Genomic DNA, 25,881 nt, shown 5'->3' on the forward strand with positions numbered 1-25,881 from the left:
CACCACGCCTACGCGGCCCGGACCGGAGGGGAGCCACGGCCGGGGCCGCGACCCGAAAGGGGTCGACCATGGATGACGAAATCCAGCTGTTCAGAGACGGTGATGGCCTGGCGGTCATCGGAGACCCGGCGGCGGTCGAACGCTTCCTCGTCTCAGAAGGACTGCCGGCGAAGGGCCTCGGGACGCGACGGTTCGGGCCCGCCCTCGGCAGCGCGTCCGGATTCGCGCAAGTGGGTTCCGACATCGCCGCCGGCTCGGGTCGCTGGGTGAAGCTGACCAAGGAGTCCGCGCAGCGTATCGACAAGATCGGGCTGAGGAAGAGCGCCACGACGGGTCTCGAAACAGGCGTGCTGAAGGGGCCCAAGGGCCAGGTCAAAGGGTTCGTCGAGTTCGTGAAGGGGTCGGGACCGCTCAAGGGCAACCCGGCCCAGCTGGCGGGCATCGCGACGGTCATGGCGCAGCTCGCGATGCAGCAGGCCATGGACGAGATCGCCGACTACCTCGCAACGATCGACGAGAAGGTCGACGACGTGCTCCGCGCCCAGCAGGACCAGGCGCTGGCGCAGATGATCGCGGTGGACCTCGAGATCAAGGACGCCCTCACCATCCGGGAGAAGGTGGGCCGGGTTTCCGAGGTCACGTGGTCGAAGGTGCAGAACATGCCGACGACGATCGCGTACGCCCAGGCGTACGCGCTGCGTCAGCTCGACGCGCTCGCGGAGAAGACGGAGCGCAAGAGCAAGATCGGTGAACTGGCCAAGGCGTCCAAGGAGATCGAGTCCAAGGCGCGGGAGTGGCTCGCCGTTCTGGCGCACTGCTTCCGGCTCCAGGAAGCTTTCGCCGTACTCGAACTCGACCGGGTACGAGAAACGGATCCGCACGAGTTGGACTCGCACCGCCTCGGGCTTCGGGCCTCCAGGAAGAACCGGATGGATCTCATCTCGGAGAGCACCGAGCGGCTGGTGGACAGGATGCACACGGCCGCCGGGACGGCCAACGCGAAGGTGCTGCTGCACCCGACCACTTCCCGCGATGTGGTGCACGCGCGCAACCACGTCGAGGTCGCCGTCGTCGACTTCCACGGGCGGCTTGGGATCGAGCGCGATCAGGAGTCGTTGGAGGCGCGACGCTGGAAGGACGCGGCCGTGGAGGTGAGGGACAAGGCGCTGGAGAAGGGCGCGGAGAACGTCGATGCCGCCCGGCGCCTGGGCACCGAGACGCTCGGCCGGGCCAAGTCGGCGACGGGCAAGCTCTCCAGCGGGATCGCCAATCGAGCGCTCCGCCGACACGGGGGCGACGACGAAGGCTGAGAGAGCGGCGGCCGTCAGCCACGTGGGTCCCGTTGGACTGAGTCAGTGAGCCTCTCGGGCTCTGCATAGGCCCCGACAGGGGCTCACATGGGCCCGTTCCGTGTCAGCGGCCACCTCGTCTGAACTCCACGCGCTCGCGGTGGGCCAGTCGCTGCTAGACGCCGCCGGACTCAGGCGCCACCCGAACCCCCGATCGCGACGAGCCCCGAAGCAACCCCGCCCGCCCCCGAAGGGCCCGCACCTCAGGAGTCTTCTGTCATGATCCCGCCCAAGCCCACCGACGAGCCCACGCTCCCCGCCGCTCCGGTGCCCGCGCCCGCCAGATCCAGACCGTCCCGCCACGCCGCCGTCCTGCTGGCCGTCTGGACGCTGCTCGTCGCCGGCGTGTCCTCAGGAATCACCGCCGCCGTTGTCGGAGGCGACAGCGGCGACATCGAGGGCGCCGCCGCCGCGCCGACGGTCAGCCCGTCGATACGGCAGGACACGCACACTTACCCCGCCGATCCCCCTCAAGAGCCGGAGGCGGTCCCGTCCCCCACCGCCGAGAGCTTCGCCATGGGGGAGAAGGCGAAGAGCGGCGGTGCGACGGTCGTCGTCAAGAAGGTCAGCGAGTCCGCGTCGGTGACCCTCGACGACTTCGAATCGGAGAAGGTCCTCAAGGCCGGGGCAGGAGCGAAGTTCGCCATCGTGGAGACGACCGTCTACAACGACGGCACCGAGCCCTTCGACCCCGTATGCGGCGGCGGCATCTCGCAAGGTCTCGTCGACGCCGAGGGCCGGAAGTTCGACCTCATCGAGGACGCGTATCTGGTCAAGGCCAACCGGAAGGCCGAGGCCTGCGGCCAAGAGGTGCAGCCCGGCTTCGAGCGTGACGCCGTCTTCGTCTACAAGCTCCCCGCCGATGCGAGCCCGGCCCAGTGGACGTTCTCCGGCTCCCGGGGGATGACCGAGGACGACCTGGCCGTCGTGAGGCTCGCCGTCCGCACCACGTCCAGCTGACACCTCGCCCCTCCGCACAATCCCAGCCCGGCACCCTCCGGACGGCCGGTCAGCGTCGACCGGCTGCCTCGAAAGGATCGTTCATGGAGCCTCGCGGCTACCGCATGGTCGTGTCGACCCGGCAGGACTTCGTCACCACGTCCGCTCATGTCGAGCGGCAGCTCTACGCATGGCTCGAAGGCAAGCGCTACGACACGTCGGCGCTCGACGAGGGGCGCAACGACATCGCCCCGAACGTGACCCTGGATCAAGACTCCTCGTCCGGCCAGCACGGCGCGTACACACGCTGGCGGATGCGCGAGACACTGTCGCCGCAGATCGGCACATGGCAGTCCACACTCGTCGTCCGCGCGGACCTCCAGGACGATCAGCGCCGCACCTGGATCCAGGTCGACATCGAGAACCGGCCCTCCCTCCCCGGACGGTTCCCCACCCCCGCGAACACCCCCGGCATCGCGCGCCTGCTCCTGGACGCGCTCGACGCCAGGGACGGCCTGGCCGAGGTGAAGGCGAAGCCGATGTTCATCGAGCCGGAGGACGTGCCGGAGGTCATTGAGGAGCTGTGCGACACCGAGCGTCGGCTGCCGATCGTCGTCGCCAGCATCCCCTACGGCGTGGACGCGGACGGCTGGGCGGAGGGAACCGTGGAGCAGGCGTACAAGCACCTGCCCGGCCTCGCCACGCTGTACGTCCTGTCACCCGAGGCCCAGCCGGCGTTCAACGAAGTGCTGGGATTCCACCCCGTGTTCGGCGGAGGCATCCGAACGTACCTTCCGGGCGTCGATCCCGCGTGGAAGCCCGATGCCCAACGGCACCCCGTGATGTCTCGGAGGGCGATCGAGGCCGACATACGCAAGGCCGGGAAGATCCTCGCCACGCTGCCGCAGCGTCAAGCCCAGCGCCACCCACTCCCAGAGGCGCTCGCCTCTCTGCCCATCCTGCGCACCCGGCCGCGCCCTCAGACTCATGGCTCGGAGGTCGAGAGGCTGACGAGCGACAACACGACGCTTCGGGAGATGCTGGACGAGGCCGGGGAGTCCGAGATCGCCCAGGCGAAGAGGATCAGCGACCTCAACTCCGATCTCGACACCGCCGATCTCACCGCGGACCAGCTCCGGGGTGAGAACGAGGAGCTCTACGACCAGTTCCAGGCCGCCCAGAGGCAGGTCCGTTTCCTCCAGGAGCGATTGACGGAAGCGGGGCAGTACGAGCTCGCGTACGCGGCGCCCGTCGCGCCGGACATCACCTACCCCGAGACGTTCTCCGACCTCCTCGACAGGTTTGGTGAACTTCCGTACCTGAGTTTCACTGGTAAGGAGAAGACCACACGCGATCTCGACAGCCAGTCCGTGGACAACTGGCTCCAGGTGGCATGGGACGGTCTCCTCGCCCTCAACCACTTCGCAGAGGTCTCGGCCAAGGGTGAGGCCAGCGGTGACTTCCTCAGCTGGTGCAAGGGGGAGAAGTCCCGGAGCTATCCGTTCCCGGCGGCGAAGGTGGCGATGCGGGAGTCGGACCGAGTCGCTCAGGACGAGAAGATGCGCAAGCAGCGGATGCTGCCGGTGCCGGAGGAGGTGGAAGAGAAGGGGGTGGTCTTTATGCAGGCCCACCTGAAGATCGGTCTGGGCAACACGGTCGCTCCCCGGCTGCACTTCTACGACGACACGCCTCGGACCGGAGTGGTGTACGTCGGCTACCTCGGCCCGCACCTCCGGAACACCAGGACCTGAGCCGGGCCCGGCGGCGGGTGTCCTCACCCGCCAGCCGGGCGGTGCTCCGCTCAGGCGTTCGCCACGAAGGACATGAACCGACCCCAGCCTTCGAGCCCGACAGCGAAGGCGGGGCGGGTCACGTCCTTGGAGTCACGCACGTGGACAGCGTGTTCTGCGATGGCGACCTCTACGCAGCTATCGCCTTGGGTGCCGCTGTAGCTGGACTTGAACCAGGCGAGTTCGGTCGTGCTCATAGCTCTCCTCGCAGTCTCTCCAGCAGGCCACGCGATTCCTTGGGGTTGAGGGCCTGCGAGCGCAGTGTGTCATAGCGCTGCTGGAGGAAGCTCACCTCCTTGGGGGCGGCGATCAGCCTGCCATTCTGCTGACCTTCGGAATACGCGAGTCGCCGCCCATCCGGCGTTTCCATCAGTTGCACCGGACCATCCAGGCACGCATGGAACTCCGCACTCAGCGGCACCACTTGAAGTGTCACATTGCGTGGCGCGCTCAGCTCCAACACGAGGTCCAGCATGCCCCGCTGCACCTCCGCCCCGCCCAGCCGGCGCCGGAACACCGCCTCCTCCACGATGAAGCTGAACGGGACCGTCGGCCGCTCCCGAAGCATCCTCTGCCGGTCCAGTCGGGCGGTCAGCTGCGCCTCCACCTGCTCGTCCGTCAGCAGCGGAATGCTGTTGTCGAACACCGCCCGCGCGTACCCCTCCGACTGCAACAGCCCCGGCACCAGCCGGCACTCGTACGTGCACAGGCTCACCGCCACCCGTTCCAGCCGCGCCCACCGGCGGAACCACGCCGCCAGGCCCGGCTCGCCCCGCGTCAGGTGCCGGGCCGCCTTCCGGAGGGCGCCCGTGTTGCCCAGCGCCTCCTCCGCCCGTTCCACGAAGTCCTCGTCCGGCATCCGGCGACCCAACTCCACCGACTCGACAGTGTGTTTGGAGAACCGGACCCGCGTCCCGAACTCCACCCGGCTCAGCCCCGCATGCTCCCGCAGGGCCTGGACGACGGCCCCGAACGTCCGCAGACTGTCCGACGGGTCGGGTTCGCGCTCCCAGTCGCCCGCCACCCCGTCGACCTCGCCACCCACGATCGTCATACGCGGCCACCTCCAAGTACGTGCATGGGTCCTCCCCGCGACTGACTGACCCAGCGTGACGGAAATCAGCCCGTACCGTCCACTCCGCGTGCCCGTACGCTGACTCCGCGTACGGGGCGCACCCCTCGCGGACCCCAACCCACTACCGTCACCGTGGCCTCTATGGACTCCTCCCCACAACTCGACACCATCCCGGGTGTCTTCTCCCTGCTGCTGTCGTCCACCCGGCGCGGGGCCCGCCTCGGCCGGTTGCTCGCCGTCACCGAACTCCGCAGCTGGGGCGTACCGCCGTGCGTCACGGACCGTGCCGAGCAGATCGTCGCCGAGCTGGCCGCGAACGCCGTGCTCCACGGCCAGGTGCAGGGCCGGGACTTCCGGCTCGGGCTGTCGCTCTCCCCCGCTCCCCGGACGCTCCGCATCGAGGTCACCGACGCCCGCCGCGACCGGATGCCCGTACTGCCACAGCCCGCCGACGGCGAGACCGGCCGCGGTCTGCTCCTCGTCGCCGCGCTCGCCGACCGCTGGGGCATCGTGCCGTACCCGCCGAGCGGGAAGACCGTGTGGGCGGAGGCGGAGCTTCCGACACCAGACCCGGGAAACGAATCCGGCCAACCGGCCGGACAACGCCTTTGATCATCTGAAGCCGACCGCTCTACCCTTCCCCCGGCGGGCGGCATCGCCCGCCGCACCCGGCTCGACCGTTCCAGGAGCGTGGTCCGTGCAATTTCCGCCCAGCGACGTGCGTGCTGCGCATGGCAAGTGGCTCTACTTCCAGGGCCTGGAACACACACTGCGCGAACGTCATCCCGAGCTGGCCCACCGGGTCTTCTTCAACTCGGGCGGCCCTTTCCTCTACCTGAAGGTCAACCTGTCGGGCGAGTCCGGAGTCGCCCTGGCGATCACGCGGTTCGGCAACACCGAAACCTGGGCCATCCTCGATCCCCAGTCGGACAGCGAGCCCTCCGTCTGGGCCCCGAGCACCCCCGGCGAGGTGCTGGTCGACTCCCTCGCCGCCCATGCAGCCGCCCATCTCGCCGGCGTACCCGTCGCCTCCCCCTGGCGCTGGCACCAGAGCGAGCGAAGCGACATGACCGACCTGGCCGACCTCCTCACGGACAGCGGGGTCAAGGTCCGGCGTGTGGTGGCGGGGAACGGGTGGTTCGCTTACGGCCCCCGGCACGAGCCGAAGCTCGGCCTCATCGAGAGCTCCAGGGGCCACCACCTCGACGCCGAGCTTCCCGGAGGCGTCCTCGTCCGGGTGTCGATCAAGCCGAACCTCGGCTGGACCGCCCACGTCCACACTCCGGAGTGGAACGCGTGGGGACGTATTGATCTCAGTCGCGCGCTGACGGGCCAGGAGCGTCCCATCCCTGGGCTACCACTCGCCTCGACCTCGGTGGAACGGATCGCTGAGGTGATCAGCGGAGGGTTCGGGGCATGGGCGGAGGTCCGCCCATGGAACCCGTTCCGGGGCTACTCCCCGCCCTCGCCCTTCGGTTTCAACCACGTTGATGCCGTTCTCGCTCAGCTTCCCCCGCTCGGCTTCAACGATCTCCGCGAGGGCGTTGACGGCGCGCTCGTCTCCGACTCCCACCACGTCGAGTGGTACGAACAAGAGCCCAAGACGCCCGGGAACCTCTTGAAACCCGAGCTGGTGCGCCTGAACGGGCTCGCCGCCGCGGCCGGGGAGGACACCCCGAAGCGTCTCATCCTCCTCACGACCTGCTGGCTCAGCCGCCCCGCAGCCGCCTTCGCCGACCAGGCCAAAGCGTTCGCCTTCCACTTGGACCCCGATACCGGCCGCCTGGAACCGCTGAACCCGCGCGCCCAGGAGGCCCTCCCGCCCTGGGAAGACCCCCGCAAGCACGACTGGGAGACCTGGTAGCCCTCCGTTGCCCGTCCCCACCCGCCAGACTGTCAGTGCACGGCTCTACGGTGGCGTCCACGTCTCCACGACTAGGAAGGTACGTCCATGTCCGACGGCTACCCGGAGTTCCAGCTGCGGTTGCCCAACGGTGACGAGATTCCCCGCGCCCGGGGTGTGCTGTTGGACGAGAAGGGGACGAACGGCAGCAGGAAGTTCCTGCTCCGCGCCGGCTCACCGGCCCGCGCCCACGTCATGCCGTCGTTCGCGAAACACTTCAGCGGCCAGCTCAAGCGACGGGAGGAGTTGCAGGCACAAGGGTTCCTCATTCCTTCGGACCGCTGGCCCGGCTGGCTGGAGCTGGTCAAGGACGTGGAATGCGGCTCGCCGTCCTTCGCCGCCGAGCTGCTGGTGGGTGCCCCCCGCAACGGTTGGGTGGAGTGGCGCACGGAAGAAGGAGCCCCTCTCTCGGACTTCATGACGGGCGTGTGGGCCGGCCCCAACCGCGCCTGGCTCGTGCGCGGCTCCAATGTCACCGGCCTCGATCTCGTCCAGCGGATGTGGCTCCCCGAGGGGCTGGTAACCCTGGCCGCCTCCCGGCTCCGCCAAGGCGTCGCCCAGGGCAGCAGCAAGGAACAGCTGCGCACCCTCGTCCAGGAGGACTACGAGTCCACGGCGACCTACAGCCAGAAGCAGGACCTGGTAGAGGAGCTGCACGCCTTCCTGTCCCGGATGAAGCCCGGCGACACCGTGTGCACCATCTCCGGAGGTCGCCTGTACGTCGGGGAGATCTCCGGCGAAGTGGAGCAGACGGAGTCCGAGGACCACCGGTCCAACCTGCGCCGCCCGGTGACCTGGCAGGACCAGGGGTACGCATACGACGAGCTACCCGAGGAGCTCCAGCAGAGGCTGTCCATCCAGCACGATGTGGTGGAACTGACCAGCGTCCAGGCCGTCATCGACGGCCTCGGGCTCACGGACGAGGAGCTGGCCGACGAGGCCGAGGCGATAGAGCGGGATCCGAGCGTGGAGATCCCGGCTCTCGCCGCGCGGCGAGAGCTGGAGCTGCCGGAGCCGACAGACGAGCTGGCCGCCGAGCTGCTGGTCCACAAGACGGACTGGCTGCGCGAGGTCCGGGACCTGCTGTGGGACGACCGGCAGGTCGTCCTGTACGGGCCGCCCGGCACCGGCAAGACCTATCTGGCGCTGAAGCTGGCCGAGTTCCTCGGCGGCGGACCGGAGCAGGTGAAGCTGGTCCAGTTCCACCCCTCCTACGCCTACGAGGACTTCTTCGAGGGGTTCCGGCCGCAGGAGGACCCCGAGACCCGGGAGGTCGCCTTCCGGCTCACCGCCGGACCCCTGCGCGAACTGGCCGACCTGGCCTCGCGGGAGGGCAACCGGCACATCCCGCACTTCCTGATCATCGACGAGATCAACCGGGCGAACCTGGCCAAGGTCTTCGGCGAGCTGTACTTTCTCCTGGAGTACCGGAACAAGTCCGTCCGGCTGACCTACTCCGGCGATGACTTCGCGCTGCCCCCGAACCTGTTCGTGATCGGCACCATGAACACTGCAGACCGCTCGATCGCGCTCGTGGACGCGGCCATGCGGCGCCGGTTCGCGTTCGTGGAGCTGTCCCCCCGCACCGAGCCCACCAGCGGGCTGCTGCGGCGCTGGCTGGAATCCCAGAAGAAGGACTCCGAGCCGGCCGAGCTGCTGGACGCGCTCAACGCCCGTATCGACGACGCGGACTTCCGGATCGGGCCGTCGTACCTGATGAAGAAGGGCGTGTACCGGGACGGCGGGCTGGAGCGCACCTGGCGGACGAAGATCCTTCCGCTGCTGGAGGAGCACCACTACGGCGAGGGCATCGACATCGAGAAGCGGTACGGGCTTGCCGCGCTGCGGCGGTCGCTCCCCCAGCCGCCGGAGGCCGATCCGGTGTCGCCCGCGTGACCCCGGTCATCGAGCTCGTCGAGCACGCCCGGGCCACCGGCCACGTCCTGCCGGAAGCGGTCGGCCGGGCTCTGGCCGCCGCCCGCATCGTGGACGCCTCCCCCGATCCGTACACGCCGGGCCGTTGGCTGCTGCGAGCCGGCAGCAAGGTCGGTGCGGTGTCCGTCGACGTACCGGGCGGCGGGAGCGGGCCGGTCACCGTTCGCGTCACACCCAAGGTGCCCATCGCGCGGCTGTTCTTCCTGCTCGGCTACAGCCTCGACCCGAAGGGCGGCTGGCGGGGCGGTCAGGTCGACGTGGGTGAGCACCGCGAGGTGCTGCCCGCGCTCGCGCACGCCGTCGAGCGGCAGACAGACCGGGCCCTGCGGAAAGGACTGCTCCAGGGGTACCGGGCGACCGAGGAGAGCGCGCTGGTGGTCCGCGGGCGGATCCGCGAGGCGGACCAGATACGACGCCGCTTCGGGGCGGCCCTGCCCGTCGAGGTGGCGTACGACGAGTTCACCACCGACATCGCCGAAAACCGCATCCTGCGGGCGGCGGTCGAGCGTCTGCTGCGCCTGCCCGGCGTGCCGCACGAGGTACGCCGCCGCCTGCTCCACCAGCGGGCCCGCCTCGCGGACACCACCCCGCTGGTCCCCGGACAGCCGCTGCCCGCCTGGCATACCTCCCGCCTCAACACCCGCTACCAGCCCGCCCTGCACCTCGCCCGTGCCGTGCTCGAGGGGTCCTCACCCGAGCACATCCCCGGCGGCCTGCGCATCGACGGTTTCCTGTTCGACATGAACAGGCTCTTCGAGGACTTCGTGACGGTCGCCCTGCGCGAGGCGCTGCGCGGCTCCGATCTCACCGGCGCCCTCCAGGACCCACACCACCTGGACGAGGAGGATGCGATCCGCATGAAGCCGGACTTCGTGCTGTACGGGCCGGACGGCGCCCCGCGCGCGGTCGCCGACGCCAAGTACAAGGCGGAGAAGCGGGACGGCTACCCGGACGCCGACCTGTACCAGATGCTCGCCTACTGCACCGCGCTCGGACTACCCGAGGGTCACCTCATCTATGCGAAGGGCAATGCGCCGCACGCCGCCCACCGGGTCCGGCACGCGGGCATCGTCCTCCACCAGCACGCCCTGGACCTGGACCGGGAACCTGCCGCGCTACTGGCCGATATCGCCGCCCTTTCCCAGCATATGGGCACTGACCTGCCCGTATGATCAGCGGCGGAGTGTCCGTCCAGGGTGGGGAGTTCACGTCGTGCCACAGCTCGCGTTCGCCAACAGCTTCTGGGAGAGCTACGACGTCCTGGAGAAGCCGATCAAAGCCGGCGTGCGCAAGGCGATGGAGAAGTTCCAGAAGCTGACCGTCGCCGAGCTGTACGCCGACAAGGGACTGCACCTGGAGTCCGTCGACAAGGCACGCGACCCCCGGATGCGGACGATCCGCGTCAACGACTTCTGGCGCGGGGTGGTCCTCTCCCCCGACGACGGCAGTGACGTCTTCCTGCTGGTCAATGTGGTGCCGCACGACGACGCCTACACCTGGGCGGCCAAGCGCCTGTACACGACGAACAAGGCCACCCGGGGCCTGGAGGTCCGCAACGTCGTCGCGATCGAACAGCTGACCCCGGCCCTGGAGAAGGCCGCCGCGAAGGCCCCGGCCCTGCTGTTCGGACCGTACTCCGACACCGTGCTCCGCGATCTCGGCATCGACGACCAGGTGCTGCGGGCGGTACGCACGGTCATCGACAAGCCCCAGCTGGAGGCGTTCGGGACGCTCCTGCCGGAGGACCAGTTCGAGGCCCTGCAGTACCTCGCGGAGGGATTCACACCCGAGGAGGTCTACCGGGACGTCGTGGCGGTACGCCGCCCGGCCGACGCCGGGCCCGACCCGGACCAGAGCCTGGCCGTGGCCATCGCCAACACCACGAGCCGCATCACGCTCGTCACCAGCGCGGACGAGCTGACCGAGATCCTGAACAAGCCGTTCGCCGCGTGGCGGGTGTTCCTGCACCCATCGCAGCGCCGGGTCGCCTACCGGGTGTCGTACGGCGGACCGGTTCAGGTCACCGGCGGACCGGGCACCGGCAAGACCGTCGTGGCCCTGCACCGCGTCAAGCACCTGCTGTCCCGCGCGCCCGACACCCGGATCCTGCTCACCACGTACACGAACGCCCTGGCCCAGGCCCTGCGCGAGAACCTCGCTCTGCTGCTCGACGGGGACGAGGCACAGCTGGCCCGGGTCGATGTCACCACGGTGAACGCCTTCGCCCACCGGACCGTCGCTGAAGGCGGCACGCGGATGCCGTCCCCCGTCAGCGACCGGGAGGAGCGGCAGGTCTGGCAGCGCGTGCTGAAGAAGCTGCAACTGCCGTGGTCCGAGCAGTTCCTGGCGCAGGAGTACCGGCACGTCATCCTGGCCCAGGACATCCGCGATCCCGACACCTACCGCACGGCGCTGCGGCGGGGCCGGGGCAACGCCTTGTCCGCCGCACGGCGGGAACAGCTGTGGCCGGCCGTCGAACTCTTCGAGGCGATGCTGAGCGGGCAGGGCTCCACCACCCATCTCCAGGTGTGCGCGCGGGCCGCCCGGTTGCTCGCGCAGACCACGCCGCCCTACGACCACGTCGTGGTCGACGAGGCGCAGGACCTCCACCCGGCCCAGTGGCGGGTGCTGCGCGGCGCGGTCGCGCCCGGCAGCGACGACCTGTTCATCACCGGGGACCCGCACCAGCGGATCTACGACTCGAAGGTGTCGCTCAGCTCGCTGGGGATCTCGGTGACCGGCCGTACCTCCCGGCTGCGCATCAACTACCGCAGCACGGAAGAGATCCTGGCCTGGTCTACGGGCATCCTCGCCCCCGTGGCCGTCGAAGACCTCGGAGGCGCGGGCTCGGACAGCCTGGCCGGCTACCGCTCCGTCCTGCACGGGCGGCGGCCGAGCGTGGCAGGGCACGGTTCCGAGCCTGTAGAGGTCGCGGCGCTGGTGGACCGGGTACGAGAGTGGATCGCGCAGGGTGTGAGGCCGTCCGAGATCGGCATCTGCGCGCGCTTCAACCTGCTCCTCGACAAGGTGTACGAGCGGCTGGCGGCGGACGGGATCCCGGTGGCCCGGGTGCGGGACAACCCGGGCCCGGAGGTGGAGGGGGTGCGCCTGGCCACCATGCACGCGATGAAGGGACTGGAGTTCCGCTGCGTGGCGGTGGTCGGGGTGACGGCGGGGGCGCTGCCGTTCGGCCGGGAAATCACCCCGGCTTCGGTCGATGCCCTTCAGCACGAATCGGACCTGCTGCGAGAGCGCTGTCTGCTGTTCGTCGCATGCACCCGGGCCAGGGAGGCGCTGTACGTCTCCTGGTCCGGGCCGGCAAGCGAGTTCGTTCCGCAGGCAGCCGAGCGCTGACCCCGGCTGCGGCAACGGGAGCGAGCGCTCCCCCGGCTAGGCATCCTTGTCGGGGGACGGGATGAGTGCCCCGTTGCCCAGTCCGTCGCGGGCCAGCTCCACTGCCTGACGGCTGAGGTCCGCGGCCTCGCGGACGCGTTCCTCGAACTCCTGGATCGCGTTGAACGCCCGCCCGTAGCGGCGCTGCGCCTCGATCTCCATCTTCGGGACCCGGCCGCTTCGCACGTCGAAGCGATAGGTGCCGCTGGCGCTGGTCGAGCGCCGCGTGTTCGCCGTGCTGTGCAGGAAGCCCCGAAGGTAGTCGGTGTCCAGCTGGTCGCTGACCGACGTCGGCTCGGCTTCGCCGTACTCGACGAGGCCGGCCCGCGCGAGCTCGGCGACACTCACCGTCGAGGTTTCCAGGGTTCCGGGCCCGGTCCCGTCGGCGAGCGTCGGAAGGAGTGCGGCAAGCTCGGCGAGCTGGTGCTCCAGCCGGGCCCGCAGTGATTCGTACTCGGCACGGTAATCGCGGTGCGAGGCCAGGATGTGTCGGCCGGGGGTGAGGTCGACGGTGTCGTCCAGCAGGTCGACCAGGGGGGCGTCCACCACTTGGTGTGGGGCGGGATCCAGTGGTCCGTCCGGCTGGTTGGCGGTCAGATCGACGAGCCGCACAGCCGTCGCCGCGTCACCGGCGTTCAGCGGGCGGGTGAGCTGCCAGACATGGACGGGGAGTGCATGCGAGGCCGCGACTCCGCCAGGCAGGGCGACCACTTGTGTCAGTACCCCGCGCCGCACGAGCTCGGCCCGAATCCGGCGGCCTGCCTTGCGGTACGCGACCGAGGCGGGCATGACCATGAGGACCCGGCCGCCCGGAGCAGTATGGGCGTATGCGTGTTGCAACCAGGCCAGCTCACCCTCGGCCTTGGGCGGTGTGCCGAACTCCCACCGCGAGTCGAGCAGTAGGGACTCCCGGCCCCAGTCGGTGATGCCGACGGGCGGATCACACACCACCAGATCGGCACGCACCCCAGGCCACTGATCGGCGCAGAGCGAATCGCCTTCGGTGACGGAGACATCCGCCTGCCCACCCAGGTCGGCCCGGAGCTGAGCCAGGCGCGCGCTATTCGGTTCCCGCTCCTGCCCGAAACGTTTCAGCCCGCGCCCGGGTCCGACGGTGAGCAGCAACGTGCCGATGCCACAGGCCGGGTCCAGCACGGTGGCATCCGCGGGCAGGTTCCCGGCGAGATGACGCAGGGCACGGAGGATCCGCTCCGAGGTGACATGGTCTGAGCCGGACCGGCCGACGGAGTCGGTGATCCGGGTGGCCAGCCCCTCGACGACCGCGGCGGCGGAACCGGAACGGACAAGCCGTTCCGACAGCCGCACCGCGTCAGCGGGAAGATCCGGAGTCGGTTCCGCCTGCGCCAGCCGCCGGGCGACGTCTGCGACGCCCGAAACCGTCTCCTCCCCGTATGCGGCTCGCACCGCCTGCCAGAGCCTGACCTCGTCCGAGACGTCCTGTCCCTTGTGCTGCCTCTCCAGCCAAGCCTGCACCTCGGTGAAAGCGAACAGCGGACTGTTCACACCGCCGCCTCTGGGAGCGGGGAAGTCTTCATAGCGACGACGCCAATTGGACACAGCCGCCCGCGTCACACCTGCGAGGCGGGCGATCTCAGACCCGGACACCAGCTGTTCCGGCGAAGCACCCTCCATATCAGCCATGACGCCAGCGTACACGACAACCCTGCAGGGTGACTTTCACAACACGTTGACACCGTACACACATCGCGTCACCTGAAACCACCCGATCACGCAGCCGCTACTCCTCGTCTGATTCGTCCAGGGCGAAGTCGAAGGACAACTGCTCGACGGACCTCTGACTGTCAGCAGCCTGCTCCTCCTTTACATTGGTGTCGACCGTGTCGTCCTCGTCGTGTGGGAGGGCGTACTCATCGGCGAGCCGGGCGAGGTGCAGGACCAGCGGCAGCCCGAGCACGTCGCGGTAGTCGTCGCCACAGATGCGTTGCTGGTGGACGAACGCTGCCCATGCCTCCGCGTCGTCCCCCTCCTGAAGGCAGGCGACCGTGAGTTCCAGGAGCTCCGGATTCCATGCATTGGCCTTCGGCCGGAAGGCGTTCTTGCCCGAGGCGTTGGTGTGAGCGGTGAGCTTCGCGTCCTCGTTGGTGAGCTTGGTCTGGGTACTGGCTTTGCCTGCCGTGCTGTAGAAGACACGGCCTGAGTCGCCGTCCGCACGGGACACCCACAGGCCGGCGGCGAACCCGGCGCGCTGCATGCCTTTGTGCTTCGCGTCGAGCTCCTCGGCCTCCGCCCACCACTGAGGGGTCTCGTCGCGCCCGCTGTCGGCCACCCGCACGACCCGGAGCTGTTTGCCGTAGAGGCCGATCCGCTGGACGGGCCCGCCGTCCAGACCGAGCCGGTCCTGCTGCAGTCCGTCGTTACGCAGCCACGGCCAGCGCTTGCGTACGTCCTGCGCGTGCACGAACACCAGCGTCGGGGCGCTGCGCAGGCCGGCCACGGTCTTCTTGACGAAGGCGGCCACGTGCGCGGACTGCTGTGCCGCCGAATTGAGATCCGTGTCCCTGACCCGTCCTGTGAGGGACTTCAGCAGCTCCGGGTACGGCACCCACTCGTGCATGTCGGCGGTCTTGCCCAGTACACACGTCGTTCCGGGCCGGATGAGGACGGCGACGGGAGTGAACTGCGCCCTTCCGGTGGGACCGTCGCGGCGCTGTTCGACAAGGTGGAAGGCCAACTGGTTGAGTCCGGGCGGAATCAGCTCATCGCCGAGGGTGTGCTGCGGAATGAAGCGCGTACCGGTCTGCCTGATGCCGTCTGCCCAGGCCGCCTCGGCGCGGATCACGGCCTCCTGAGCCGCCTTCTGCGGCTCCAGGTCCTGGTCCAAGGGGCGGAGGAACTGCGTGACCAGACCGGCCTCGGCGCAGCCGAGGCGGATGGCGTACTTGGGGTCGGCCCGCCGCTTGGCGTGGCGGAAGCTCTCCTCCCCCTCGAGCTCCACGAAGGCGACCTGCGCACCGCTCACCGGCAGGTGGCCCGGCGCCAATGCCGCCGCGATCTTGCGGCGACGCTCGTCGATCGCCTGCTCGTGTTCCTTTCCGCGGCGGGGCACCCGCTCTCCGCCGAGTGGTGCGCCCAGGTCACCGAGCGGCAGTGCGCAGAGCTTGACAGAGAGCTCCGGTGTGTCCCACCGCCAGATCTCACCCGTTCCTTTCCTGCGATGGCCGGTCAGGCCGAGGCCCGCTTCCGCAGCCGCGAGCACCCGGTCTCGCTGGTCGTCCGTCTGGTAGAGGATCAGGCCGACGAGCGCCGCGCCGTCGAGGGCCTCGGCGAGGCGGACCCTGCGCATGACCGCGTTGTCCGCGCCACGCTGTTCCCGCTTACCGAGTGCGGCGGCCAGGTCTCCGGGCTTCTTCTCCACCTTGGGGACGGACGGCAGAGGCTGGAGCTGGCGCTTCGGCGGGCCGGCGTACCGGCTGCGTCCGAGCAGCGGCACCGGTACGAGCTCGGGGGCGAGCGCCTGCTCGGCCCACTCCGTGAGCCGTCGCCGCTCGCTCGGCATCAGACCGGTGCCGACGGGATGTGCCCCCATCGCCGCCTGGTGGCCGACGGCCAGAGTGAGCCCGTCCCTCCCACCGATCCAGTGGTCGGCCTCCTTGACCAGTCGGTCCACGGACGGCAGGGCGTCGAGCGCGGTGACGTAGCCGAGCATGCCCTGCACTCCGCCCTGGCTCCAGTCCGTGGTGCCGTTGCGCCAGCGGATGGCCGCCACGGAGAACGCGGGCGAGGACAGCCCGTCCGGGACGAGCGAGGTGTCGGGCAGCAGATAGACGGAGACGCCCTTTTGGTACGGCATCCACACCTTTCCGGTGACGAAGCGGCGGATGCCCGTGGCCAGGTGCACTCGGGGGACCGACGAGAAGGGTGAGGTGCGGACCGTGATCCTGATACTGGCCGCATAGTAGGAGGGCGCCTTGCCCGACTCGATCTTCCGTGGCGGCCAGGACATCAGCTCCGCACCGCCGCTGCCGAGGCCCCGGGCGCCCGGGAGCTGGGCCACCCGTCGGAACATCAGGCGTTCGCCGTTGTGCTCGTAGGGTTCCTGCCGCTCGATCCGGCCGGCCAGGACCTCCGGCAGCAGCCGGTACACGTGGTTCGCAGGCAGCGCGGTCCCCCCGGGAGACAGCTCCTGTTCGAACAGGTCCACCATGCCGAGCTGCCAGTGCGGGAGCGCCGGCCCCAGGTCCCGGAAGGTGTCCATCAGCTGGGCACCGGTGGCGGGGTCGTCGGGGTTCTTGCCGAGGTTCCTGAGCCACGCGGCGATGTAGGTGTTCATGACCGACATCGGGTATTCCTGCTCGCAGTACAGCCAAGGGCGCTGCGAGCCGAAGGTGGCCGTCCCGTCGACGGTGACGATGTCGGGCGCGGTCGCACGCATCAGCTGGTTGACCGCCTGCGTGGGCACGGTGCGGCGCCAGGTGGCCTCGCGCTCCGTCAGGCCCGCACGGCGCAGCTCCAGAAGCGGCTGCTCCCATTCGGCGGGCAGCGCGAGCGTGTGCATCGGGACCGCGAAGGAGCCGCGCGACGGGTCGGCCGTGTAGGCCGCAGTCCGGATGTGCTGGTATTCCACTGAGTGGTTCTCCCTGTACGAGGGCGGGTGGGGCACAGAGGTCGGTTCGGCGTTGGTTCGGCGTCGGTCAGCCCATGTCGGCTAGCGCCCGGTAGAGGGGCTCGTACAGCTCCTGCACGAGCGACTTGTCGATGGCGGCCAGATCGGAGTCGGGGTCGTCGAGGAAGTAGGGGGCGAGCACCTCACGCATGCTCGCCAGCAGGCTGGTCTCGGGGGTGTCGGTGGCCTGGAAGCCGGCCTCACGCGGCGAGAACGCGGCGTCGACGAAGACCACACGGGCCGGCACACCTCCGCGTACCAGACGGCCGATGACCTGCCAGATGACTACCAGTTGGTCCCAGGTGAACGCGGTCTTCTCGTCCTCGCGCAGACTGGACCAGGCCAGGCGCCGGGTCAGCAGACGGTTCCACTGGCGGCGCGCGCGGCTACGGAAGGCGACCGCTGCCCGGTCAGGGGTGGCCGCGGCCAGCGCGGCCTGTTTGAACGTCCCATCGGCGTCCCTGAGCTGGCGCACCGCCCAGTCGTTGATCGCCTGAATGGCGAGAGAGATGTCGTCGGGTCTGGGGTGGGGCCGGGCCAAGAAGTACACGCCTCCGATGGCGGCCTTCCCCCCGCTGAGCACGATGTTGTGCCCGCGCTCCACAGCGAGCAGGGGAGCCACCAGCAGGTCACCACCGACCGCGGGAAAGGACCGGACGTCGCCACGAGGCAAGGTGCGCACCCCGTTGTCCTCGGGCATCCTGGTCCAGGCGGTGTCGGAGTCGGCGTCATCGGAGACGAGTTGGGTCACCCGACCGTTCCACTCGGGGATCTGGTTGAGGTATTCAGCGGCCCGGCGGGCCTCGTCGTAGCTACCGACGAGCAGCAGGATCCGGCGCCGCTCCGGGTCTTCGATCTCGGCGAGCTCGGTGTCGAGCATGCTGACGGCGTCCGGCAGACTGCGGTCGGGTACGGCGAGCTGGTGCAGCATGTGGATCAGCGCCTGCGGTCGCTCTTCCGGGTCGCAACCGGACAAGCGGAGGGGTTTGGGGTGGGGGCTGTCGGGCCAGTAGAGGAACTCCTTGCGGAACTCGGTATCAAGCACCGCGCGGATCTCGGAGTCGAGCGGACGCAGGATCGCGCCGACCGGGGCATGGAGGTGGTATCGGCTCGACGTCCCGGCCCAGCTGGTGGCGGACATCAGCAGGACGTGCGGGCCAGGGCGGCCGTCGACGGCGCACAGGTCGCCCAGTCGCATGAGCAGCTCCCTGCCCACCCCGTTGCAGCGGAAGAAACGCAGCTCGCCACTTCGGTCGCCGTCTCGCTCGCGCTCGTCGTGCCGGAACTGGAAGCCGAGCACATTGCCCATGGGTGATTCGGGAATTACGGCCTCGTAGTCCTTGGGCGGCCGGCGGGAGAGCACGTTGGAGGTGACGTCCAGGTTCAGGGCCGCCTCGACCCGGGGCCACAGCGTGGTCATGAAGTCCAGCCGGCTGTGCAGCGCGGCCAGCAACAGGGTGAACTCGAAACGCCTGACCTGGAGGTCCGGCTGCTCCAGGACGCCGGAGTCCTGCTCGACGACGGCTGCGAGGGTCTCCCGCAGGCGCTCCCTCGTCCGGGCACCCTGCGGGGCGTGCAGGAGTTCCAGGGCCAGGTGGACGAAGGTGTTGACCACGGGTGTGATCTCGTCCTGGTCGCCGTCGAACGGGTGCTCGTGCAACGGGCCGTCCCGGAACCGGAGCAGGGCCGCGTCCAGGACACGGGCGGCCGCCGGGAGCTCCTCACCCTTGCGTCGTGCGGGGAACCAGCTGTCGAGCAGCAGGTTGTGCAGGGTGAAGGCGCTGAAGTAGTCGACGCTGATCCACTTCCTGATTTCGGCATGCTGCACCAGCAGGGCGAAGATCCGGTCCGTCGCCGCGCTGACCGTGTTGACGGCGTTGGTCCAGTCGTCCACGTCCCGCGCGGACAGCTGAAGCCGCCCGTCGCGTGCCATCTGCTGGAACTTGTGCACGGCGACCTCGTCGAACCACGAGTTCGGCGACCGCCCCACGAGTGTGCTGGCCGGCGCGAAGGCTGTGTCGAGCTGCATCTGGACCCTGTCCGCCTCGTCGACGATGACCAGGTCGCTCAACCGGCAGGCGAGTTCGAGATAGCGCAGCTGCTCCTGGTGCTGGTGCCGGGGCACCGCACTGTGTACGAGCCCCGCAGGGGTGGCGACCCAGACCTGGGCGTCGACCAGGTCGCGGGCGGCCCGGTGGCGTGGGCAGCGGTTCCAGAGTGGGCATAGACGGCGTTGCGGAGTCGGCCGGCTCCGGCGCGGACCAGGATCCCCGTCGAGTGACGGGTCGCCCTCGTCCTCGGTGTGCTCGGGAACCGTGTAGAGGCCGAGGCAGGGCGCCTCCCGGATGCCGAGCGGCCGCCGGGCCTCCAGTCCGCGCAGCACGTCCACCGGGCAGGCGCTGCTGAGGTGGGCGAACCCGGGATGGTCGTGTCCGAGCATGGTGGCGACCCCTGCGGTGGCCGTCCGGCGGTGGAGGCGGCTGATGTTCCGCTCCCGGGTCGAGTGTCCGAGTACGGGAGCTGCTCTGATGCCCAGACGGTCGAACTGCTCGACCACGGCCAGGGTCTCGGAGACGTCCCCCACGACGATGGTGACCCGCAGGCCTGGCGGCTGGCTCACCACATGGAACGTGAGGATGTCGCGGATGGTCGACTTGCCCGCGCCGACCATGCCCACCATGTGCAGCAGCCGGTCAATCCGCAGCCGACCCTGTTCGATGAACCGCCCAAGATCGTCGTCGCGTACGAGCAGCCTGACGCGGCGCAGTCGCCGCGCCCAGCCGCTTCGTGGACCGTCCGGTGCGAGGGCTTCGATGGCGTCCATGGCCATGGCCGCCTTCTCCAGGTCCTCCCACGTCACCTCGACGGGGGTGCCCCTTCCCGCCGTGGGGGCGTCGAGTGCGTGGGACCTGGGCAAGGTGTCCGTCAGCAGGTCCTCGGTGAACTCGACGGAGTGGACGCGGTCCTGGACCCGGAAGGTGTACTCCCCGGCCGCGGCGGACGCCACCTCCTGGGTCGCGAACGCGGGTGCGCTGGTGAGTAGTTCCTCGAAGACTTGGAATCGCTGGGCGGCCCGGGCCGGAGTGCGGCGGCGTGGCCGGCTCTCCAGGCCGTCCAGGTCGTATCCGCGAAGCTGCTGGGGCACCGACATGTATGCCGTGACCTGCTCTCTCCAGGCCCGCCCCCGCCTCAGATCCCAGAGGTAGTGCCGGGCCCGGAGGATGCGCAGGCGTTGCTCGTCGGTATGGACATCGCCGAAGGCCTCGCTGTACGGGTAGCCACCGAGCAGCGGCCACGTGTCGGCGGCCGTGCGGCTGGGCATGGCGCTCTCCAGCAGGTAGAGGCCGAGCTCGACGTCGAGCAGATCTCCGGGCCGGAAGGCCGCCAGAGCCTGGGGCCAGGCCTCGGCGAGCTGCCGAGGTGAGCAGCGCCGGTGCCATCCACTGCGGTCACGCATGCAGGCCTCCGTCGCGTGTGTGCTTCGTTTCGGACAGTTCGTCGGCGACCAGCCGGAGAAAGGCGCGGTCGTCCAGCAGGGTTACGCGTTCGGCCAGGTCCTCGGGCAGGTTGCGCAGGAACTGGCGCCCGTACGCCTCGTTCTCCTGGAAGCGGTAGCGCGGTACGACGAGGAAGGCCCGCTCGTAGGGCGGTTCGGTGCGGAACGGGGTGAGCGTGCGGGCGAGCAGGACGGGGTTGACCCAGTCCTTAACGTCCACTGCCCAGTGGCGGCCGCCGGGCAACGGCACCCGGAGGTCGTAGGCGTCGTAGTTGGGCCACATCTCGGCCCGGATTCCGAACTTCGCCAGCAGAGCGGACTCCAGCTCGGTCTCGGCGAGCCCCGGGCTGGTGATGAACATCCTCAAGGGGCGGCTGAGCTGGAATACCCCTCCCCGCTCCGTCCGGAGCGCCCTGCCGGGGCGGCCAGCCCGCCCGTCGCGGCGGCAGCGGTCGAGCTCGCACCGGTGGCCGGCCCGCAGTAGTGGCACCATCAGGCAGCCGCACCGCTCGCACTGGTCGTAGGCACCGTCGCGCAGATACGAGGCAGGGGCCGGCTCGTAGCAGCGCTTGATGACCTGCTGAAGCAGCATCCCGCATGCGGGGTCGCCGCCGAGGAGAGCGAGCTCGACGCCCGTCAGGACGGGCTTGGTGGTGAGCAGCTTGCGGAACGCGGTGTATGCGTGAGGCGCATTCGCCGCGCGGCAGACCGCCAGTGCCTCCAGGATCCGGTCGTTCTCGAACAGTTCCGCTGCGGGGTCGGCCGCGCTGACCTCCCATTCCAGACAGAGCTGGTGCGGCAGCCGGGTCTCGGGGTCGACCAGCCGGGTGTCACCGGTGCGCAGTTCCTCGGGCAGGGCGAGTGGCCACCGCCCCAGCGGGCGTTCGGCAGCCCACCGCGCCATGTCAGGCACGCTCCCCGGTGGTTCCACGCCCACCCGAAGGCAGTGCAGGACCAAGCGGTTGTAGGCGTTCTGCACGTTGGCCGGATAGACCGGGTTCGGGACCGTGCGCTGCCGCGAGAGCATGAGCAGCGCGCCGGCGACCAGGCGCAGCAGGTTCTCGTCCGGCACGGCGGAAGTACCACCGGACCGTTCGGGCAGGCTCGCGGTTGTCATTCGCCCCCCGTCTCAAGCTCGTGTGCCATGGTGTTGCTGGGACACCACCGGGATACCGGACACCACTGACAGTGGCGCCCGGGGCGGGCCTCATAGGTCTCGTCCTTGCGCCACGGACCGGCGTACTTGCGCAGTACGGCCACAGCCTTTGCGAGCCGATCGGGGTCAGTGGGGTCGATGACGTACGGGTGAGAGCCCGTCGGGCGCAGAACCTCGACCTCCACCCGCGAGCCTGCGGGGTCACCACCGAAGGCTCCACGGGCGAGCAACGCGACGGCGAGCGCGAGTTGGGGGTACTCGTCCAAAGGGTCGTCGTGGTACCAACGCGCCGTCCGGGTGGTCTTCAGTTCGTGCCACACCCAGGAGCCGTCTTCCCGGTACAGCAGGTCGGGCTTGGCGATGACGACCGCCTGCGCGGCGGTGTCGTGTACGACCCGCAGCGGTTCCGTCTCGACCTGGTCAATGAGGGCGGCGTCGTGGAACGGGCAGGCGGTCACGTGGTGGAGCAGCATCTGCCGGCCGGTCTCGGCTTCCTCGTCGGACACCTGCCACCGGCCACTCGTCCAGTTCTCCGCCTCGGTGGGCATGTCGGCGACCGTGCAGGCCGGCCACCCGTCCCGCTGGTGCAGATGCTCGATCCAGGCGTGCACTGCCTGGCCGAGCTTGGCCGCACTGCTGTACTCGTCGTCCTTGGGCAGATGCAGCCCGCGCAGGAGCTCCTGCGCCGGGCATTCCCGGTGGTATCGCAGATCACTGACGGACACCTTGCGCTGGGGGCGCACCTGCGAGGGCAGACCGAGCACGCCAGGGGTGCGAGGCACTGCGGCGCACCCCGTGAACTGCTTGCAGTCGATGCACGAGGAGCCGGGCACCGGGTCTCCGCCCGTCACGACACGGGTGACGTGCGGGTGGCCGTGTTCGGCGTAGAAGGCCTCCGCTTCCTGAACCGTGCCGTCGAACTCCACGGTGTGGCGCCCGTCGCCCAGCCCTACTTCGACGACTCGGATACGTGCCGGTCCACTACTCGGTCCGTACGGCTGGAATTTGTTCCTCCACTTTCGCGGCCAGGGGGCGGTGCGGCCGCGTGCCGCCACATAAGCCGCGATGGCGATCTCACCGGGGGTGGAGCCCTTCGGGGTGCCATGACGCAGCCGCCGGAACTCCCGGGTGAGTCCGTCGGCGGACTCGTATCGGCGCCACCAGGCATACATCTCCCAGAACTTGCCATTCTCACGCTGCACCACCCAATAGGGGCGTACGGGCCGCAACCGGCCCGACACGCCCCCCGCGTCGCCGCCGTGGCCGAGGTACGTGCGCACCGCGTGCTCGGCGTAACGACGGTGCCCGGGGTGCAACCCGGGTGTCCGCGAGGCGAGTGCGGCGAGCGCCACCTCGGGAGGATCGCCCCCGAACTCGACCCGGTCGATGACCTCCATGACCGGTCCGAGGGTGAAAGTCTCCAGCACGGGCTTGGGAAGCTGCGACCCATAAGCGGGGAAGAGCGCTGGGCGCGCCTTCGCCGCTGCGTGGGACGGGCAGGTGCGCTCTTCGTCCCCACCCGTTCCCGGTCCGATGCGCAGCAATCCCTCATCCCCGGTCAGCCAGGCCGGCTTCTGCCATACACCCATGAGCCCTCCGTTGCGCATCCGCCAGACGTCCGTGCACATCAACCAGGAAAGCGACCGTTGTGGATATAGTCAACCAGATTCGAGGTTCACAGTCACAAGCTTGCGTGTACTTGGCTGCTCACCGCTTGCCGCGTAGAGTCCGGCTCAGGCGCACGCGATGCGTGCAATCTCCCGCGCATGGGCAGGTCGCGCCCCTCACAGGGCGGACGGCCAAAAACTTCGAGGAGGGGAGGCACCATGTCCGGCAACCGCGTGGAGGTCACTTCGGCGGACATCGCCCGGATCACTGGTGTTCGCCCCACCGCCGTCAGCAACTGGCGCCGCCGCCACGAGGACTTCCCCCAACCCGTCGGCGGCACAGAACGCAGCCCCCGCTTCGACCTCGGGGAGGTCGAAGCGTGGCTGCGACGAGAAGGGAAGACGCCGGAGATCCCCCCCGCCCAGCGGCTGTGGCAGACCCTGGGCTCGATGGGGGACGTCATGCCCCTGGACGACGCCGTGGGCATGGCAGGAACGCTCCTCCTCCATCTCCATGAACATCCGGGCACCACGGTCCCCCCGACCGCCTCCGGATGCAGCCGACTCATGCAGGCGGCCGACCAGACCCTGAGCGTCGCCCGCGGCGCCCGCGCCGGTGTCACGGCTCTCCTGGCCCACTCCCCCGGCCACGAATTCGGCCCGCGTCAGACCCAGTTGCTCCGTGCTGCCGCCGATGCAGCCAACGCGGACGGTCCGGCCGCCGCGTTCGAAGAGCTCTGCACCCAGTACCTGTCAGGCGGCCCCAGGGCCGCCTTCAACCCGACTCCTCCGGCCCTGGCCACCCTCATGGTCGCCCTTGCCGGCCCTGCCCACGGCACATTGCTCGATCCCGCCTGCGGCAGCGGCACGATCATGCTCGCCGCGGCCGATGCCGGTTTCACCCGCCTTCACGGCCAAGAACAGAACCCCTCGCTCGCCAGGCTCGCCGCCCTACGCCTGGCCTTCCGTGCGGCGGTGTCCGGCGGCCCGACGGTCGTGTACGACGTACACGCCGAGGACTTCCTGCGGCATCCGGCCTATCCGCGCCGCGCCTCCGCCGTCGTCGGCAATCCACCCTTCGCCGACCGCGCTTGGGGCTACGAGGACCTGGCCGACTCTCCCCTGTGGGAGTACGGCGTGCCGCCCCGCGGCGAATCTGAACTGGCCTGGGTGCAGCAGGCCCTGGCGCACGCGTTGCCCGGCGCCCCGGTCGTCCTGCTGATGCCGCCGGCCGCCGCGGTACGCCCCTCCGGACGCCGCATTCGCGCCGCCCTGCTGCGGCGTGGCGCCCTGCGCGCTGTCATCTCACTGCCGCCGGGCTTTGCCGCGCACTACGCCCTCCCGCTGCAGATCTGGGTGCTGCGCCGCCCGGAGGCCTCTGCCCCTCCCCTCGGGGAACGAGCGGGCAACGACCACCTGCTGGTGGTCGATGCCAGCGAGGTCACCGAGCCCCTCCCCGTAGTGACGGAGATCTGGTCCGACTACCACGCAGCTCCGGAGTCCTTCGCGCCCCGCCCCGGCATGGCCCGTACGGTCCCACTGATCGAGCTGCTCCACGACGCCGACGTCACTCCCCGCCGCCATCTTCCGCAGGCCGAGCCTGGCAGAATGCCCCAGGAGGCGCTGGTGGCCGCCCGTTCGGCGTTCGAGGCCGCCTCATCCGCTCTACCCACACGCATGCCCCCGCTGCCGCTCCGCCCCGAGCCGTCCACGGACGAGCGGCTGACGGCGCAAACGGTTGCCCTCGGAGACCTGATCAAGAGCGGCGCGATCGTCCACCATCGACCGGGCCCGCCGAGCGGCGCCGACGAGGTACCCTCCGAGCCGGGCGAAGCCCGTTACCTGCTGGTCCGGGACATCACCTCGGGCCGCCCGGCCTCCGGCGTCGGACCGGCCCCGGCGGAGCCATTGCTGTACCCGCTCATCCGGGCAGGCGACATCCTCCTCCCCACGCTGGCGCGGGAGGTCGTGACACGGGTCGCCACCGGGGAAGACGTCGGGACGTACGCGGGCTCCGGTGTTCATCATCTGCGGGTCACCGACCCCGAACTGGTCGACCCGTGGTATCTCGCCGGGTTCTTGGCCAGCGCCGAGGGCGGTCGGCAGGCGGCCTCTGTGACAAGCACCCTCAGCACCCGCACCCGGGTTGATCCGCGCCGGGTACGGATTCCGCTGCCGCCGATCGACAGGCAACGCGCGTACGGCCACGCCTTCCGCTCCATCGCGGAATTCACCACAGCCGTACGTGCCGTCCACGACCTTGGAATTGATCTGGCACGTGACCTGGCAGAAACCGTCGCGGCAGACCTGCGGGCGTCCTTGACCGACAGCCGGCCCACCGCACACCGATAGAACCCGTGGCCGCCGACGTTGTGCAACACGCCTGCTCCCTTGCCTCGCCGAGCACCCGGCGCCGACGAGCTCGGGCCGCGGCCGCCCGGGGGCTGCCGCGGCAGTCCTTGCCTTCACGGCCAGCTCTCCCGAGGTGAACGTGCGGGTGACCGCGCTCCCGGAAGCGGGGTCGGGCCTCGCCCGTGACCTGGACCGCGAAAGGGCCGGACCCTTCCGCACAGCGCGGTGGCGAGGGCTTCCG

General features: G+C 69.7%; 16 protein-coding genes. 9 read left to right on the plus strand and 7 right to left on the minus strand.

What is annotated here, in order from left to right; all coding sequences use genetic code 11:
* Positions 1-68 precede the first annotated feature (68 nt).
* From ACZ597_RS14290 to ACZ597_RS14300, 3 genes are all read left to right on the plus strand, one after another.
* A complete protein-coding gene (locus tag ACZ597_RS14290; protein ID WP_471328929.1) occupies positions 69-1,310 on the plus strand; it encodes a hypothetical protein in 1,242 nt (413 codons plus the stop codon).
* A gap of 258 nt (positions 1,311-1,568) precedes the next feature.
* Entirely contained in the window at positions 1,569-2,309 is a 741-nt protein-coding gene (locus ACZ597_RS14295) for a DUF4352 domain-containing protein (protein ID WP_471328931.1), read from the plus strand.
* An 83-nt stretch (positions 2,310-2,392) separates the two neighbouring features.
* On the plus strand, positions 2,393-4,039 hold the full coding sequence (locus tag ACZ597_RS14300; RefSeq protein WP_471328933.1) for a hypothetical protein: 1,647 nt from the start codon (positions 2,393-2,395) through the stop codon (positions 4,037-4,039).
* A 50-nt stretch (positions 4,040-4,089) separates the two neighbouring features.
* Here the strand turns inward: ACZ597_RS14300 and ACZ597_RS14305 are convergent, their stop codons facing one another.
* Both ACZ597_RS14305 and ACZ597_RS14310 read right to left on the minus strand, forming a co-directional pair.
* The gene (locus ACZ597_RS14305; RefSeq protein WP_471328935.1) at positions 4,090-4,275 is read right to left on the minus strand and encodes a DUF397 domain-containing protein; all 186 of its coding nucleotides are present in this window, start codon (positions 4,273-4,275) and stop codon (positions 4,090-4,092) included.
* Complete coding sequence (locus tag ACZ597_RS14310; RefSeq protein ID WP_471328937.1) at positions 4,272-5,132, minus strand: helix-turn-helix domain-containing protein; 861 nt, start codon at positions 5,130-5,132, stop codon at positions 4,272-4,274. Before ACZ597_RS14310 ends, ACZ597_RS14305 begins: the two co-directional genes overlap by 4 nt.
* 162 nt (positions 5,133-5,294) lie before the next feature.
* Here ACZ597_RS14310 and ACZ597_RS14315 point away from each other — a divergent pair, with 162 nt between their 5' ends.
* The 5 genes from ACZ597_RS14315 (at position 5,295) to ACZ597_RS14335 (ending at position 12,345) form a co-directional block, all read left to right on the plus strand.
* Complete coding sequence (locus ACZ597_RS14315) at positions 5,295-5,765, plus strand: ATP-binding protein (RefSeq protein ID WP_471328939.1); 471 nt, start codon at positions 5,295-5,297, stop codon at positions 5,763-5,765.
* A 106-nt stretch (positions 5,766-5,871) separates the two neighbouring features.
* A complete protein-coding gene (locus ACZ597_RS14320) occupies positions 5,872-7,017 on the plus strand; it encodes a hypothetical protein (protein ID WP_471328941.1) in 1,146 nt (381 codons plus the stop codon).
* 87 nt (positions 7,018-7,104) lie between these two features.
* Positions 7,105-8,952 (plus strand): DUF4357 domain-containing protein, encoded by a 1,848-nt coding sequence (locus ACZ597_RS14325; RefSeq protein WP_471328943.1) that lies wholly within the window; start codon positions 7,105-7,107, stop codon positions 8,950-8,952.
* Complete coding sequence (locus ACZ597_RS14330; RefSeq protein ID WP_471328944.1) at positions 8,949-10,163, plus strand: McrC family protein; 1,215 nt, start codon at positions 8,949-8,951, stop codon at positions 10,161-10,163. Before ACZ597_RS14325 ends, ACZ597_RS14330 begins: the two co-directional genes overlap by 4 nt.
* Before the next feature lie 40 nt (positions 10,164-10,203).
* Positions 10,204-12,345 (plus strand): UvrD-helicase domain-containing protein, encoded by a 2,142-nt coding sequence (locus tag ACZ597_RS14335; protein WP_471328946.1) that lies wholly within the window; start codon positions 10,204-10,206, stop codon positions 12,343-12,345.
* 36 nt (positions 12,346-12,381) lie between these two features.
* On the opposite strand, the gene ACZ597_RS14340 is transcribed toward ACZ597_RS14335, so the two are convergent.
* From ACZ597_RS14340 to ACZ597_RS14360, 5 genes are all read right to left on the minus strand, one after another.
* Positions 12,382-14,046, minus strand: a complete 1,665-nt coding sequence (locus ACZ597_RS14340; RefSeq protein ID WP_471328948.1) for an N-6 DNA methylase — start codon at positions 14,044-14,046, stop codon at positions 12,382-12,384.
* Between the two features lie 97 nt (positions 14,047-14,143).
* Positions 14,144-16,990 (minus strand): pPIWI_RE module domain-containing protein, encoded by a 2,847-nt coding sequence (locus ACZ597_RS14345; protein WP_471328950.1) that lies wholly within the window; start codon positions 16,988-16,990, stop codon positions 14,144-14,146.
* 67 nt (positions 16,991-17,057) lie between these two features.
* A complete protein-coding gene (locus tag ACZ597_RS14350) occupies positions 17,058-20,486 on the minus strand; it encodes a pPIWI_RE_Z domain-containing protein (RefSeq protein WP_471328952.1) in 3,429 nt (1,142 codons plus the stop codon).
* Positions 20,479-21,642, minus strand: a complete 1,164-nt coding sequence (locus tag ACZ597_RS14355) for a pPIWI_RE_Y domain-containing protein (protein ID WP_471328954.1) — start codon at positions 21,640-21,642, stop codon at positions 20,479-20,481. The genes ACZ597_RS14350 and ACZ597_RS14355 overlap by 8 nt, the downstream gene beginning before the upstream one ends.
* The gene (locus ACZ597_RS14360; RefSeq protein ID WP_471328956.1) at positions 21,639-23,270 is read right to left on the minus strand and encodes a PD-(D/E)XK nuclease family protein; all 1,632 of its coding nucleotides are present in this window, start codon (positions 23,268-23,270) and stop codon (positions 21,639-21,641) included. The genes ACZ597_RS14355 and ACZ597_RS14360 overlap by 4 nt, the downstream gene beginning before the upstream one ends.
* Positions 23,271-23,507: 237 nt before the next feature.
* On the opposite strand from ACZ597_RS14360, the gene ACZ597_RS14365 reads away from it, so the two are divergent.
* Positions 23,508-25,640 (plus strand): N-6 DNA methylase, encoded by a 2,133-nt coding sequence (locus tag ACZ597_RS14365; RefSeq protein WP_471328958.1) that lies wholly within the window; start codon positions 23,508-23,510, stop codon positions 25,638-25,640.
* Positions 25,641-25,881 lie beyond the last annotated feature (241 nt).

It is taken from the genome of Streptomyces sp. NPDC040718, from assembly GCF_055593565.1.